A 12,668-nucleotide genomic window follows, 5' to 3' on the forward strand; every position below is an offset into this window, starting at 1 on the left:
GTAGACTATTCAAATCAATCTGCTATTTTGTGTTAACACATAATAATTATCACAAGGATTCGATTATGAAATTTGGCTTTAAAACCGCGCTAACCGCGGCCATCGCGCTTTCACTAAGCGCCTGTGTAAGCACCAGCACCAGTGAACAACTGACTGAAGCCAGCCAAGGCGAACTAAGAAGTGCACAAGCACAAGCCAGAGATCAATATCGTCACCCGGTAGAAACTCTGACCTTTTTCGGTATCGAGCCGAATATGACAGTGGTTGAAGTATCTCCAGGCGGTGGTTGGTACACGGATATTCTCGCTCCTTTACTTAAAGGCAAAGGCACCTTGTATGCCGCCCACTTCCCGGCAGACTCGGACGTGAAGTACTACCAGCGCTCATTGGCTGGCTTTAAGGAAAAGATGGCCAACACCCGTGCCTATGCCGACATCCGACTCACCGAGTTCCATCCCGGCACCCACCATAATATCGCCCCAGAAGGCAGCGCCGATATGGTGCTGACATTCCGTAATCTGCATAACTGGTATATAAATGGCGACGAGCAAGGTGTTAAAGATGCCATGCGCGCCTTTCATACCGCTCTTAAACCCGGTGGCGTGCTAGGTGTAGTGGATCACCGTTTGCCAGAAACGCGCGATAGCGGTAAGGCCAAACGTTCGGGCTATGTTAAAGAAAGCTGGGTGATTGCACTGGCACAAGAAGCTGGATTTGAACTGGTTGCGAAAAGTGAAATCAATGCCAATCCGAAAGACTTCGCTAACCATCCAAAAGGCGTGTGGACATTGCCACCCAGCCTGAGTTTGGGTGAAGAAGATCGCGCTAAATATGAAGCGATCGGCGAAAGTGATCGGATGACGCTGAAATTCATCAAACCCCTATAGGATTTATAAGCCATGAATGTACTAGTCATTGGCAGTGGCGGCCGCGAACACGCACTTGCGTTTAAAGCCGCTCAATCAAACAAAGTAGAAAAAGTATTTGTTGCTCCGGGTAACGCCGGCACCGCACTTGAGCCAAAATTAGAAAACGTAAACATTGGTGTTGAAGACATAGCGGCACTTATCGCATTTGCGAAAGAAAATAACGTTGAACTGACTATTGTTGGCCCTGAAGCACCGCTTGTTATTGGTGTGGTTGATGCCTTCCGCGAGCAAGGCTTGGCAATTTTCGGCCCAACCCAAGGCGCGGCGCAACTTGAAGGCTCTAAGTCCTTCACTAAGGACTTCTTGGCACGCCACGATATCCCCACCGCGTTTTACAAAACCTTTGAGCAAATCGAGCCAGCGCTTGAGTACATCAAAGAGCAAGGCGCTCCTATCGTGGTTAAGGCCGATGGCCTAGCGGCAGGTAAAGGCGTGATCGTGGCCATGACCGAAGCGGAAGCGGAAGAAGCAGTACGCGATATGCTAGCGGGTAATGCCTTTGGTGAAGCCGGTAGCCGCGTGGTTATCGAAGAATTCCTTGAGGGTGAAGAAGCCTCTTTCATCGTTATGGTTGACGGTAAGAATGTATTGCCATTTGCCACCAGTCAGGACCACAAGCGCGCCTACAATGGCGATCAGGGCCCTAATACCGGTGGTATGGGTGCCTACTCTCCGGCACCTGTGGTAACTGCAGAAATTCATGATCGCATCATGAATGAAGTGATCAACCCGACCGTTGCTGGCATGGCTGCGGAAGGTCACCCTTACACGGGTTTCCTATACGCAGGTCTTATGATTGCTGCAGACGGCACGCCTAAGGTAATCGAGTACAACTGCCGCTTTGGCGACCCAGAAACTCAGCCTATTATGCTGCGTCTACAGTCGGACTTGGTTGAGCTTATCGAAGCCGCAAACCGTGAAGAGCTGGATAAAACAGACATTCAGTTCGACCCGCGCGCTGCGGTAGGTGTGGTACTGGCAGCCAAAGGTTACCCAGGCTCATACCCTAAAGGCGACGCTATCTCAGGCCTGCTTGTTGAATATCCGGAAGGTGAAAAAGTCTTCCACGCCGGTACCAAGCAAGATGGCGACAAGGTAGTGACCGCCGGTGGCCGCGTACTATGTGCCACCGCACTAGGTGAAACAGTAACCGCGGCACAACAACGTGCCTACGAGCTGGTAAAAGCCATAGATTGGTACGGCGTTGAGTACCGTACCGATATCGCTTATCGCGCCATTGCTCGCGAAAGCTAATCTGGCCGCCAAGGCCTATTGAATAGCGAAGCTCCGGCTTCGCTTTTTTATTGCCTGAAGTTTATCCGCCCAATCGCGGCAAAGCCTGCTGGCCGAAGACAGTGCCGCAGTGGTTTGTTACCATTAGCCCATACTTTTCCCATTGGGGCGCAATATGCAAGGCACACTAAAAAAAATGAAAACCCAGCTCGGTGATGAGCACAACCCGGCGGTGCAATACCAGCTTCCCGTCGGCGACGAACTATTACCGCTAAATGAGCTGATAGGAAAAAACCTGACCCTGACCTACAGCGGTAACATCTTCTGTTCCAGCTGCGGCAAGAAAACCAAGAAGAGCTACTCTCAGGGCCATTGCTTTGTCTGTATGCGCAAGCTTGCCAGCTGTGATATGTGTATTATGAAGCCGGAAACCTGCCACTATGATCAAGGCACCTGCCGCGAGCCACAATGGGGTGAGGAGAACTGCATGATCCCCCACTATGTGTATCTGGCAAATACCTCAGGGCTCAAGGTGGGCATCACCCGTCATACTCAGATCCCAACTCGTTGGATAGACCAGGGCGCAACGGCGGCACTGCCTATTATCAAGGTCCAGACACGTCTGCAATCCGGCCTGGTGGAAGTCGCCTTGGCGGAGTTTATTGCCGATAAAACCAATTGGCGCAATATGCTCAAAGGCACTCAGGTTGAAGTGGACTTGCTTGCCGCCCGCGATGAACTCTTGCCACAGATCCAGGCCAAGCTAGATGAACTGGCGGAACTGTTTGGCGCCACCGCGGTGGAAGTGCTGGACGAAAAAGTGGTCGAGATAAACTACCCCGTGGACACCTACCCAAGCAAAATCAGCTCTTTTAATTTCGATAAAGAGCCCAAGGTCAGCGGCGTGCTCCTGGGAATTAAGGGCCAATACCTGATCTTTGATACCGGTGTTATCAACATTCGTAAGTTTGGAGCTTACGAGGTTGAGGTAGACTATAGCGCCTAGTAAATTCGTCACTGCTGCAAGGCTTGCCCAATAAGAAGCCTTGCAGATAGTCGCAATTGAGCTGCTGTAAAAATTGCTGCTGGCAGGGCTTTTCCACTCCTTCGGCCACCACACATAAATTCAAGTTCTTGGCCATGGCCACTATGGCGCTCACTATCTCGCTGTTACCGTATTCATCCGGCACCTTGGCAATAAAGCTGGCGTCTATTTTCAGCTTGTCTATGGGCAACTTGGTTAAATAGCTCAGCGCCGAATAGCCAGTACCAAAGTCATCCAGGGCAATATTTACACCCAATAACTTTAACTCCAACAACACCTGTTTGGCATGAGAAAAGGACTTAATAAAGCTGCTTTCGGTGATCTCCAACTCCAATTGAGTGGCATCGATTTGGTAACGGGCAATGGCCTCACGCAGGGTTGTAACCAGCCCATCCTGACAAAAATGCGCCGCCGAGATATTAATAGCCAGCCGCCCTTGCCAGCTTTTATCTTGCTGCCACAGGGCCAGCAAGGCGCAACTTTTATTTATCATCCAGCGGTCGATATGGGTAATTAACCCCAACTCTTCCGCCAAAGGAATAAACTGACCCGGCGAGATCACCCCCAATTGCGGATCCTGCCAGCGGATCAAGGCCTCGGCACCGGCCAAACTAGTATCTTCGGCGCAAAATATCGGCTGTAAATGCAGAGCAAATTCGTTGCGATCCAGCGCCTGCTTAATACGACTGGTCATGGTGAGGCGCTCTAAGGAGCGCGCGTTCATGGTAGCCTTATACAATTGATAGGAGTTACGCCCCAACTCCTTACTGCGGTACATGGCCACATCCGCATGTTTTAGCAGAGTTTCCATCGAGCCGCCATCATCCGGGTAGAGGGAAATACCGATAGAGGTGGTAACCGTGATGCTCTTTTGCGCCAGTGAAAAGCTGGCATTGAATTGCGCCAACACCTCCTCGGCGCAGCTTATTACCTCATCGACGCTCTCCACCTCATTCAACAAGAGGGTAAACTCATCGCCACCTAAGCGCGCCAGTGTATCACCACTACGAATACAGTGCTGCAGACGCTGCGCCACCTGCTTTAACAGGTCATCGCCTATGCTGTGCCCGAGAGTATCGTTAATTCCTTTAAAATGGTCTAAATCGATAAACATCACCGCCAGGCGTTGCTGCTGACGCTGGCTATGAGCCAGAGCGACGCTGAGACGGTCTTTAAACAAGCGGCGATTAGGCAGCCCGGTTAAATCATCAAAATAAGCCAGCTTGGCAATTTTACGCTCCGCAGCCTTACGCTCGGTAATGTCGGTAAAGATGCCGGCATAAACCGGATTTTCATCGCCCTGCTCTTGAATAGCGATAATGGTCAACCATTCCACATAGGTATCGCCGTCCTTGCGGCGGTTGTGTATCTCCCCCTGCCAGACACCATCACGGTCCAAGGTCTGCCACATGCAATGATAAAAAGCTGCGCTATGGTGACCCGAACTAAGCAGCTTGGGGGTTTTACCTATTACTTCCTGGGCACTGTAGCCGGTTAAGCGACTAAAGGCCGGGTTAACCTGCAAAATCACGCCGCTTTGATCCGTGATCATGATGCCATCCAAGGAAGCAGAAATAATTTTGTTGGCCAGGTAGAGATCCTTCTTCGAGGCCTGTAGCGCTGAGTCACGCTCCGCCAGCACCGTCCTAAGCTCGGTTAAATACGCCGACTCAATCTCGGTATTGATATGCTTGAGCGTTAACACCCCCAGCTCACACCCGCTGTGGCTATCGATCACCACCAGGTGACGAATACGGTGCTGATGCAGCTTATGGTAGGCGCAGAGCAAGCTATCCTTGGGGGTCACGGTCACCAAGTCTGTGCTGGCATGAGGCCAGCAAGGCTGCTCCTCATCAATGCACAGCAGCATATCCAGTACATCGGCGGCGGTGATTATACCCAGTTGCTCTTGGTGCTTAACCAAGACCGCATGAGTGCTAGACTTGGCCATTTGCTGCGCCACCTGAGTCAGGGTGCTGTTTCCTGGCACACAGGGAACATGGCGGTCGAAGTGCTCGCCGATAATTTTTAAATGAAGATAATGCTCAAGGCCTTGGCTATCGACTATATTGCCAAGGGATAACAAGCCACTAGGCAGCCCCTGTGGGTCGAGCACCAATAAATGACGAATGCCCAAATTGGCACATTTTAATGCCGCATCACTGAGTTTGTCCTCACTTTCAATGCAGTGCACAGGGGTCGACATCAGCTCGCTGATGGGTTGGCGAGTATAGCCCAGGTTTTGCGACTGCATACGCACACAATCGGACTCGGTCCAAACTCCCACCACCTTATCGTGCTCACGCACGGCTATGGCGCTGACATTGTGCTGGCGCATCAGGGCAACTACGGTTAATACATCCTGTGTGGGTGCACAAAAATAGAGCGGTAAGGTCCGTGCATCCTTTACCTTGTAATCCCTTGTACTCAGTTGCATTGCTTATCCTGCTGATTGTAACATCATGATACTAATAGACATCAGCCTTACACTGTTTGACCTAGGACAAAAAATGCCCAACTTAGAATTCCCGGTGCTGGCCGTTGAGTCAGACTTTATTACCCTGTGCACTGATGCCGGTGAGCTCGCGGCGGCGGATAATGGCCATCTGCTTTTTATCCTAGATAGTCGTCATCATTATTTTGATACCCAAGGTCAATCCCTAGCCCGCCAATGGCCGCAGTTATGTGCGGCCGTGCAGAATTATTTAAGCGCCGAAGGTCATTGTTGCCTGACCAAATTACAGCTTGAGGATGAAAGCCAGGTTTGGCCTTTGATCGAGTAGCCCGATGCCGTGGGCCTTGTAGATCGGTGCTCTGGGCGAGGCTTTAGCCTTGCAAGGTTATTGATTATCGGCCTTTCGGCAATGTGCTCCTGTTTTGCTCATTTGTCAGACTGCTAGGTAACTGCTCCTGCGTTACCCTAGTACCGCCATCCATGGCGGCAAAGTCTGACCTACAGGAAGGTTGGAGGTTAATTGTCAGGCTGCTAACCCAGATCTCACAGACACCTGTGGGCGAGGCTTTAGCCTTGCGAGGTTAATTGTCAGACTGAAGCCTGACCCACAACGATGGTGGCAAAGGTCGACCTACAAAATCAAGACTATTGCTGCTCTTCGTAGGCAGCCAGTTGCCCACGCAGATAATGCTCCACACCGCGGGCCAGGGCCGATAGATGGTAGCCACCTTCTAAAAATGACACTATGCCCAGCACGCCATGGGCCTTGGCAAATTCACCAAGGCGCTGACTAAACCAGGCATAATCCTGCTCAACAAATTTGAGTGCCGACATATCGTCTTCCAGATGCCCGTCAAAGCCGGCGGATACAAAGATCAACTGTGGAGCAAAATGGGTCAAGGCCGGTAACCACTGGCTTTCAACCAAACGGCGTAAATCATTACCATCGCTGGCCGGTGGCAAGGGGGACTGGATCAAGTTGGCTCTATCGACCGGCTCGGGGTTGGGATAAAGCGGGTTTTGAAACAAGGAGCACAGCAAGACATTGCGCTCATCAGCAAAAATGCTTTGGGTGCCATCGCCATGGTGTACGTCTATATCCAAAATAGCGATGCGCTCTATCCCTTGCTGCTGCGCATAACGCACGGCAATAGCGAGATTGTTATAAACGCAAAAGCCGGCGCTGTGCTCTCGGCTGGCATGGTGACCGGGCGGGCGCACCGCGCAAAAGCCAGCGTCTATATTTCCCGCTAACACCTCGTCCACGGCCGTTAAACCGGCACCAACAGCACGCTCTATAGCCTGCAATGACTCGGGACACAAGCGCGTATCACCATCGAGATCCGCATAGCCAATATCCGGTATACGTTGCTCCACCAAGGACACCAGCTGCTCACTGTGAGCACTGAGAAAGTCCTTTCGTTCGGCCTTGCGCGCCTGTAATTGTGCCAGTTCTAAATCTAAGCCACTGGCAAGCAGGCGGTCTTGAATTACATCCAGCCGAGCGGGCGAGTCGGGATGATCGCTGCCCATTTGATGGCGGCGACAGGCGGGATGAGTGATAACGGCGATACGGGACATAAGCTGGCTACATTAAACACTTTAATCAAAAGCTTAACAAAGTCGCAGCGCCTTGACCCTGCGACTTTGGTGTTAGCTTGTATACTTTCAGGACTGGCCTACTTCTTCGGACGTAAATCCAGGTTGCGGAAATCGAAGCTGAAATCGGTAACCTCAGTAGATACAGCGTGCATCCTGGCGCTGCTTACCTTATTTTGCTCGTTCAGGGTAAAGTGGATAAAGGCATCCGCTTCAAGCATGGGCTCATCCCATTTAACAATAAAGCTGTTACCGCTGTGGTGCTGCAGTTCGCCCTTTAAGCGCTTGGTGTGGGTAAAATCAATGCGCAGCTTGCCATCAAGTTGCTCAATAACCACGTCACCATACCAGGCATCATGAAGCGTACCAGTATAGTAAATAGGCGGTAAGGCGCTTTGATAATCTTCGACTAAACCCGGCTTGGCATTGGCGTAGGCCTGCTCCTTATTTTTAAAATGACGCTCGGCAAAACGCTCAACATAATCTTGATCTTCAAGCTCTAAAGCCTGCTCAAAGATTTCTTCGGTCACCGCCGAAAGCGCGGCAAAAGCCTGCTGATTCGACAGCACCACGACGCCAAGCTTTTTCTCAGGCAACAGAGAAACCTGCGACACCATGCCAAGAATACCACCGCCGTGGCCGACGCGTTTATAGCCATGGTAATCAACAATAGACCAGCCTAAGCCGTAGCCACTGAACTGTTGTCTGGTCGCCGTAAAGGCCGCTTTAGAAACGGCGCGATTAATATGCGGCAGCCACATTTGCTCTTGCTGCTTGGCGCTAAACAGGGTCTCGCCATTGGCCATAACCCCGGCGTTAAGTTGGGTATTCAACCACAGGCTCATTTCCTTCACGTTTGAGGCAATAGCACCGGCACCACGGAAGTCTTCCAGATAATTGACGAAGAAGGGGTTCAGCTTGCCGTTAAAGGGAATATGGCCGGTAGCATAGTTGCTGTTATCTTCATCGATACGGGAAAAACCGGCACGCGACTGCTCCATGCCCAAAGGCGTTAGCATCTTTTGCTCGATAAAGTCCTGCCAACTCATGCCGCTAACACGGGCAACCACCTCACCGGCGGTGACAAACATCAGATTGTTATAAGCGTAGGTACTGCGGAAACTGGACTGCGGCTTAAGATGCTGCAGGCTCTGGATAATATCGTCCACCGATTTATCCGTGTCCGGCCAAATCATCAGGTCACCCTGCCCTAACCCCAGACCACTGCGATGGCTAAGCAAGTCGCGAATAGTCATCTCCCGCGTGGCGTAGGCATCATAGAGGCGAAACTCGGGAAGATGGTCAATCACCTTGTCATCCCAGTTTAACTTGCCTTGATCTACCAGCATGGCCAGGGCCGCACTGGTAAAGGCCTTGGTATTTGAAGCTATACCAAACAGGGTGTCGGCGGTTACCGGCTCCTTGGTATCTAGGTGGCGCACACCAAAACCCTTGGCATAAACGACTTCACCCTCGGCCACCACGGCAACGGCCATACCGGGCACATCGAAACGGGCCATGGATTGCTCAATGGCGGCGGTAATTTTTTGCTCTTCCAGCTTGGCTTGCGCCGGGCTATTTAATCCCAGCAACACGGCGCTGCACAGCAGCAGCGTTTTAAATTTCATTGTTATTATTCCTTTTGAGTTACTTCTAAATCCTGATCTTCCAACAGCGCCAATTTAGCCCTAACAGTCACCTTTGCGTGCTTGGTCGGCGTGGATCTTCATCTCCCGCAGGTGCCGCTCGCGATTGAGATCTTCAATGCTGGCTTGGCGGCCAATCTCGGCAATATAGTGCTCTGGCAGGCTCGCCTCTTGGGCGCCGCGATAAACATGCTGCACATACCAATCGAACGGCAAAGCCACCCTATCGCGAGTGTTGGCGATATAACAATAGGCCCGAATCGGCTCTTGCTGGTCGACTAAGGTCACTTCGATATGCGCTATGTCATAACGCGGCCCTTCGATTTTATGCAGGAATTCCTGATCTTCAACATCGAGTATCCACACCACACCATACACGCTGGCACCACTTTCGCGGTAAATGGTGCATTTTCCCGAGCCGTCAAGGCTAAGCATATCGAAGCTCAAGCGATAGTCGGGTAAATGGGCTACCCCAACTCGCTGGGCAGAGGGTAAGCGCTCACCAAGACGCTGCGCCGACATATTGGAACCGAAAGCAAAATAATATTGTGTCATAACAACACCACCTGAATCGCTAATACTATTAATACCACGCCTATGGCGCGGTCAAACCAAAACCCTTTGGCATTAAAAAAGCCCCGAACCTGCTGCTTAGAGAGCAAGAGCGTGAGCAGGGAAAACCAGGCCCAGGTTGCCAAGGCCATATACAGACCATAGCCCAACTGCACCATTTTTGGTGTTTGTACCGATACCACCAGGGTAAAGAGCGAGAGAAAAAACAAGGTCGCCTTAGGGTTCAAGGCATTGGTTAAAAAGCCGCGACGAAAGGCCACCAGCAAGTTTTGCTGTAAGTCTAATTGCGGCTGGGCTTGCTCAGATTCAACCGCTGCCGCTTTACTGCGCAGCGCCTGCACGCCCAAATAACCAAGGTAGATGGCGGCCAGGTATTTCAGCACCATAAACAAGGTCGGCGCTTGAGAGATCAACAAGGCGACGCCAAGCAAACAATAAATAATATGCACCAAGATCCCCGCACCCACGCCGGCACTTGTGGCCAAGCCATTAGTGCGACCATAACTGACGCTGTGTTTGAGTACCACGGCAAAGTCCGGGCCCGGGCTGGCAACGGCAAAAAAGTGGGCAATGGCTATGGCGGCAAACTCAGGCCAGTAACTCATCCCTGCTCCTTGGTGAGCAAAGAGAGCAACAAGGGATCGGCACTGGTTTGTCCTAAGGCGCGCAATGTTTTTGTCGCCTTTTTAAAATAGCTGCGCAGATGTCCTTTTAGATGCGCCGCCCCTTTGTCTAAACCCTTAATATGACAAAACAGCGCCAATAAAAATACCTGCTGCTGCTCGGACAGCTCACTGGAACGATTGGCATAGGGGTTATAACACTTACCGCAACCACCGCGGAATTGATACACTGTGTTACTCAGCATCACGCCAAAACCAAAGAAGCTGGCCACCACCTCTGTGGCGGCATCCAGGTATTGTTCACCACCAGGTGGCAAGTGACCGCCCTGATAAATCATGACCCGCGCCATACCCTGCGCAAAGCTGGCGATCAGATCCTGTGGCTGATTGATCTGTTGCGGGTTATATGAGAGTTGTACCTGGCCATCACTACTCAGTAATTGAGCCTCTGGGCCGCGTAAACAATTTGCAAACTCCATACGCGGGAAGCGCTGCGGCTGGCTAAGCTCAGGGGCGACCAACACCAGGGGCCACTTTTCAAGACCAGCGTATTGTTTTACCTGGGTAAAAACCTGCTCTGCCATTTGCGCCACGCTATGGCTCTGGCCGGCAAAAAACGCATTGGTGGGCAGGACCAATTGCGTATGCTGGCGAAAATAATCACCATCAAAGTGTTCATAGGCCCATAAAAAGGTATCCAGCAGCCATTGCTGCTCTTGCTCTTCAAGTAAAGGCGAAGGTTTTAACCAACTCAACATAGTCATTTTTATTGCAACTTAAGTTCCCAGGGTCTGTTGACCTTTGTTGTTTGTTTCTGCAGCAGTTTGTAGTGTATTTATACAAGGCGGCACATGTGTGGTGTAGTTATTCTACATGAACATGTAACAACACAGTAGAAATGCGCTACAAGCGCTGCCCTACGGGTTCATCTAAACGCATCCTGCTCTGTGTTACTCGCTATGAACATAGGCGAGCAAGACCGAAGCAATGCTTCGCAGCTTAGCGAGGTGAGCGCATGGATGCGCGATGTAACCAAGCTTCATGGATGAATTTGACCACATAAATCAGTGATTATATTCATCAGAATGCGTTTAGATTGAACATAAAGTAAACCACAAAGATAAACAGACCCTAGAGCCAAGCATACCAACTCAATTAGAAAATAACAGCTGGGTGCGATGACACGCATTCGGTGAACAAGGCACCAAGACTTGGCTCTATAGGCTTTACCCAGAGGAACTGGCATTTTTTGAAAAATGTGCTAAACCAGATATACCAATTGCATTAAAAAGCGCTCGTTAGATTGAGCAAGGTTTTAATAAAATTGGTATGAATACTCACTGGCGCTACTTATGTAATGTTAACGAGTTTGACCATGCCCCATATCATCATAGAACATTCCGAAGATCTGCCGGTGTTACCTCAGGTATTAGTGGACAAGGTGCATCAGGCCACCTATGCCAGCGGCCTATTCGAACTAGCCACCATTAAGACGCGCGCCATTGCCTATCAGCATTATGAATTGGGCGATGGTAAGGACGGCTTTATACATATATGCGCCTATATTATGGCCGGGCGCACTCGCGAGCAAAAGCAGCAACTGAGCAGTCAGCTATTGGAGTGCCTTAGCACCTACTGTCGCCGCTCCGATTGTTTAAGCGTGGATGTACGTGATTTAGATCCTGAGATCTACATGAAGTGCTAAGCGCCGGGAGTCTGTGTCTCGGTGCTGTAAAGTCGCTGTGCATTGTCGCAGGCCAGAGCGCCAAAGTGGGGTAAATCCATGGCTTGATAGTCCAGCCACAGCTGCTGGTAGCTGGTTTTAAATAAGCATAAGGGGAAATTGCTGGCGAGCATCACCCGCTGGTAACCCAAGTGCGATATGGCTGTGCGGATCACCTTTTGCTGCCACTCGATATCGCCATCTGGGTGAGTAATTTCCCAGCCGCAACACTTAAGATAAATATTGTCGCACCCAGCGCACAGGCTTAGGCCTGCCAACCAGGCATCCCAGGTAGCTGGGGTCACCAAACCGGCATGATTGATCACTATAGCCAATTCTGGGTTGGCTTTGGCATGGGCCACAACGGCCGCCGCTAGCTCGGGCTCACACAGACTAAACTGGGCTTCAAAAAGCAAGCCCAGCTCACAGAGCAAGGTAAAATTTTTTCCTACATTTGGGCTTAACAGACGCTCTCCATCAGGCCCTTCGGTGATATCGCGAATTCCGCGTAACAAGGGGGATTTTAACCGCAGCAAAGAAGCAGCGAACTGCTCAGGTGCCTGGTCTATAGCGGCATAACTGATTGCCGGGCCGCTAAAACCTTGGCTTCGCAGCCAGTCCAGCTCTTTGGCTGGGTGTTGATTATCGAATCCCGCCTCAATATGGGCAACGCTTTGTAAAGCCTGGCCCTCACTTAGGTGTAAGTCAGCCATGGAGAAGTCACGTTGAATGCACTGCTTTTGCGGCCAAAACGGCGGCCCTTGCTGCTTAAGCCAATAATAATCCCCACGGGCATAAGCGAAAAAATGCACATGGGGATCAAAAACGGGCGTTGCCAAAGG

General features: G+C 51.0%; 12 protein-coding genes. 5 read left to right on the forward strand and 7 right to left on the reverse strand.

The genetic code is table 11. The features are described from left to right. Nucleotides 1-65: 65 nt before the first annotated feature. From WCN91_RS01695 to WCN91_RS01705, 3 genes are all read left to right on the forward strand, one after another. Nucleotides 66-887 carry a class I SAM-dependent methyltransferase gene (locus WCN91_RS01695; RefSeq protein WP_342675688.1) on the forward strand — a complete coding sequence of 274 codons (822 nt, stop codon included), beginning with the start codon at nt 66-68 and terminating at the stop codon, nt 885-887. 12 nt (nt 888-899) lie between these two features. After that, nucleotides 900-2,183, forward strand: coding sequence for a phosphoribosylamine--glycine ligase (gene purD, locus WCN91_RS01700; RefSeq protein WP_342675689.1), 1,284 nt, complete (start codon nt 900-902; stop codon nt 2,181-2,183). 154 nt (nt 2,184-2,337) lie between these two features. Beyond that, on the forward strand, nt 2,338-3,168 hold the full coding sequence (locus tag WCN91_RS01705) for a DUF2797 domain-containing protein (RefSeq protein ID WP_342675690.1): 831 nt from the start codon (nt 2,338-2,340) through the stop codon (nt 3,166-3,168). Here WCN91_RS01705 and WCN91_RS01710 read toward each other — a convergent pair. Further along, nucleotides 3,116-5,644, reverse strand: coding sequence for an EAL domain-containing protein (locus WCN91_RS01710; protein WP_342675691.1), 2,529 nt, complete (start codon nt 5,642-5,644; stop codon nt 3,116-3,118). The two genes, WCN91_RS01705 and WCN91_RS01710, sit on opposite strands and share 53 nt — an antisense overlap. Before the next feature lie 73 nt (nt 5,645-5,717). Between WCN91_RS01710 and WCN91_RS01715 the strand changes: the two genes are divergently transcribed. After that, on the forward strand, nt 5,718-5,990 hold the full coding sequence (locus WCN91_RS01715) for a hypothetical protein (protein ID WP_342675692.1): 273 nt from the start codon (nt 5,718-5,720) through the stop codon (nt 5,988-5,990). 317 nt (nt 5,991-6,307) lie between these two features. Here WCN91_RS01715 and WCN91_RS01720 read toward each other — a convergent pair whose 3' ends face one another. The 5 genes from WCN91_RS01720 to WCN91_RS01740 form a co-directional block, all read right to left on the reverse strand. Continuing rightward, nucleotides 6,308-7,243 (reverse strand): histone deacetylase family protein, encoded by a 936-nt coding sequence (locus WCN91_RS01720; RefSeq protein ID WP_342675693.1) that lies wholly within the window; start codon nt 7,241-7,243, stop codon nt 6,308-6,310. A 98-nt stretch (nt 7,244-7,341) separates the two neighbouring features. Further along, a complete protein-coding gene (locus tag WCN91_RS01725) occupies nt 7,342-8,889 on the reverse strand; it encodes a serine hydrolase (protein ID WP_342675694.1) in 1,548 nt (515 codons plus the stop codon). A 60-nt stretch (nt 8,890-8,949) separates the two neighbouring features. Then, entirely contained in the window at nt 8,950-9,462 is a 513-nt protein-coding gene (locus WCN91_RS01730) for a gamma-glutamylcyclotransferase family protein (RefSeq protein WP_342675695.1), read from the reverse strand. Continuing rightward, complete coding sequence (locus WCN91_RS01735; protein WP_342675696.1) at nt 9,459-10,085, reverse strand: LysE family transporter; 627 nt, start codon at nt 10,083-10,085, stop codon at nt 9,459-9,461. The genes WCN91_RS01730 and WCN91_RS01735 overlap by 4 nt, the downstream gene beginning before the upstream one ends. Then, on the reverse strand, nt 10,082-10,861 hold the full coding sequence (locus WCN91_RS01740) for a hypothetical protein (protein ID WP_342675849.1): 780 nt from the start codon (nt 10,859-10,861) through the stop codon (nt 10,082-10,084). The genes WCN91_RS01735 and WCN91_RS01740 overlap by 4 nt, the downstream gene beginning before the upstream one ends. Nucleotides 10,862-11,478: 617 nt before the next feature. Here WCN91_RS01740 and WCN91_RS01745 point away from each other — a divergent pair. Next, nucleotides 11,479-11,808 (forward strand): 5-carboxymethyl-2-hydroxymuconate Delta-isomerase, encoded by a 330-nt coding sequence (locus tag WCN91_RS01745; RefSeq protein ID WP_342675697.1) that lies wholly within the window; start codon nt 11,479-11,481, stop codon nt 11,806-11,808. Here the strand turns inward: WCN91_RS01745 and WCN91_RS01750 are convergent. Further along, on the reverse strand, nt 11,805-12,665 hold the full coding sequence (locus tag WCN91_RS01750; protein ID WP_342675698.1) for an amidohydrolase family protein: 861 nt from the start codon (nt 12,663-12,665) through the stop codon (nt 11,805-11,807). The two genes, WCN91_RS01745 and WCN91_RS01750, sit on opposite strands and share 4 nt — an antisense overlap. Nucleotides 12,666-12,668: the final 3 nt, after the last annotated feature.

The sequence above is a fragment of the Pseudoalteromonas qingdaonensis genome, from assembly GCF_038739665.1.
In the GTDB taxonomy this organism is placed as follows: domain Bacteria; phylum Pseudomonadota; class Gammaproteobacteria; order Enterobacterales; family Alteromonadaceae; genus Pseudoalteromonas; species Pseudoalteromonas qingdaonensis.

Excerpts from the sequence above, each read along its gene's own strand:
- WCN91_RS01695 (WP_342675688.1), top strand. The coding sequence starts at position 66 with ATGAAATTTGGCTTTAAAACCGCGCTAACCGCGGCCATCGCGCTTTCA.
- purD (WP_342675689.1), top strand. The coding sequence starts at position 900 with ATGAATGTACTAGTCATTGGCAGTGGCGGCCGCGAACACGCACTTGCG.
- WCN91_RS01705 (WP_342675690.1), top strand. The coding sequence starts at position 2,338 with ATGCAAGGCACACTAAAAAAAATGAAAACCCAGCTCGGTGATGAGCAC.
- WCN91_RS01710 (WP_342675691.1), bottom strand. The coding sequence starts at position 5,644 with ATGCAACTGAGTACAAGGGATTACAAGGTAAAGGATGCACGGACCTTA.
- WCN91_RS01715 (WP_342675692.1), top strand. The coding sequence starts at position 5,718 with ATGCCCAACTTAGAATTCCCGGTGCTGGCCGTTGAGTCAGACTTTATT.
- WCN91_RS01720 (WP_342675693.1), bottom strand. The coding sequence starts at position 7,243 with ATGTCCCGTATCGCCGTTATCACTCATCCCGCCTGTCGCCGCCATCAA.
- WCN91_RS01725 (WP_342675694.1), bottom strand. The coding sequence starts at position 8,889 with ATGAAATTTAAAACGCTGCTGCTGTGCAGCGCCGTGTTGCTGGGATTA.
- WCN91_RS01730 (WP_342675695.1), bottom strand. The coding sequence starts at position 9,462 with ATGACACAATATTATTTTGCTTTCGGTTCCAATATGTCGGCGCAGCGT.
- WCN91_RS01735 (WP_342675696.1), bottom strand. The coding sequence starts at position 10,085 with ATGAGTTACTGGCCTGAGTTTGCCGCCATAGCCATTGCCCACTTTTTT.
- WCN91_RS01740 (WP_342675849.1), bottom strand. The coding sequence starts at position 10,861 with ATGTTGAGTTGGTTAAAACCTTCGCCTTTACTTGAAGAGCAAGAGCAG.
- WCN91_RS01745 (WP_342675697.1), top strand. The coding sequence starts at position 11,479 with ATGCCCCATATCATCATAGAACATTCCGAAGATCTGCCGGTGTTACCT.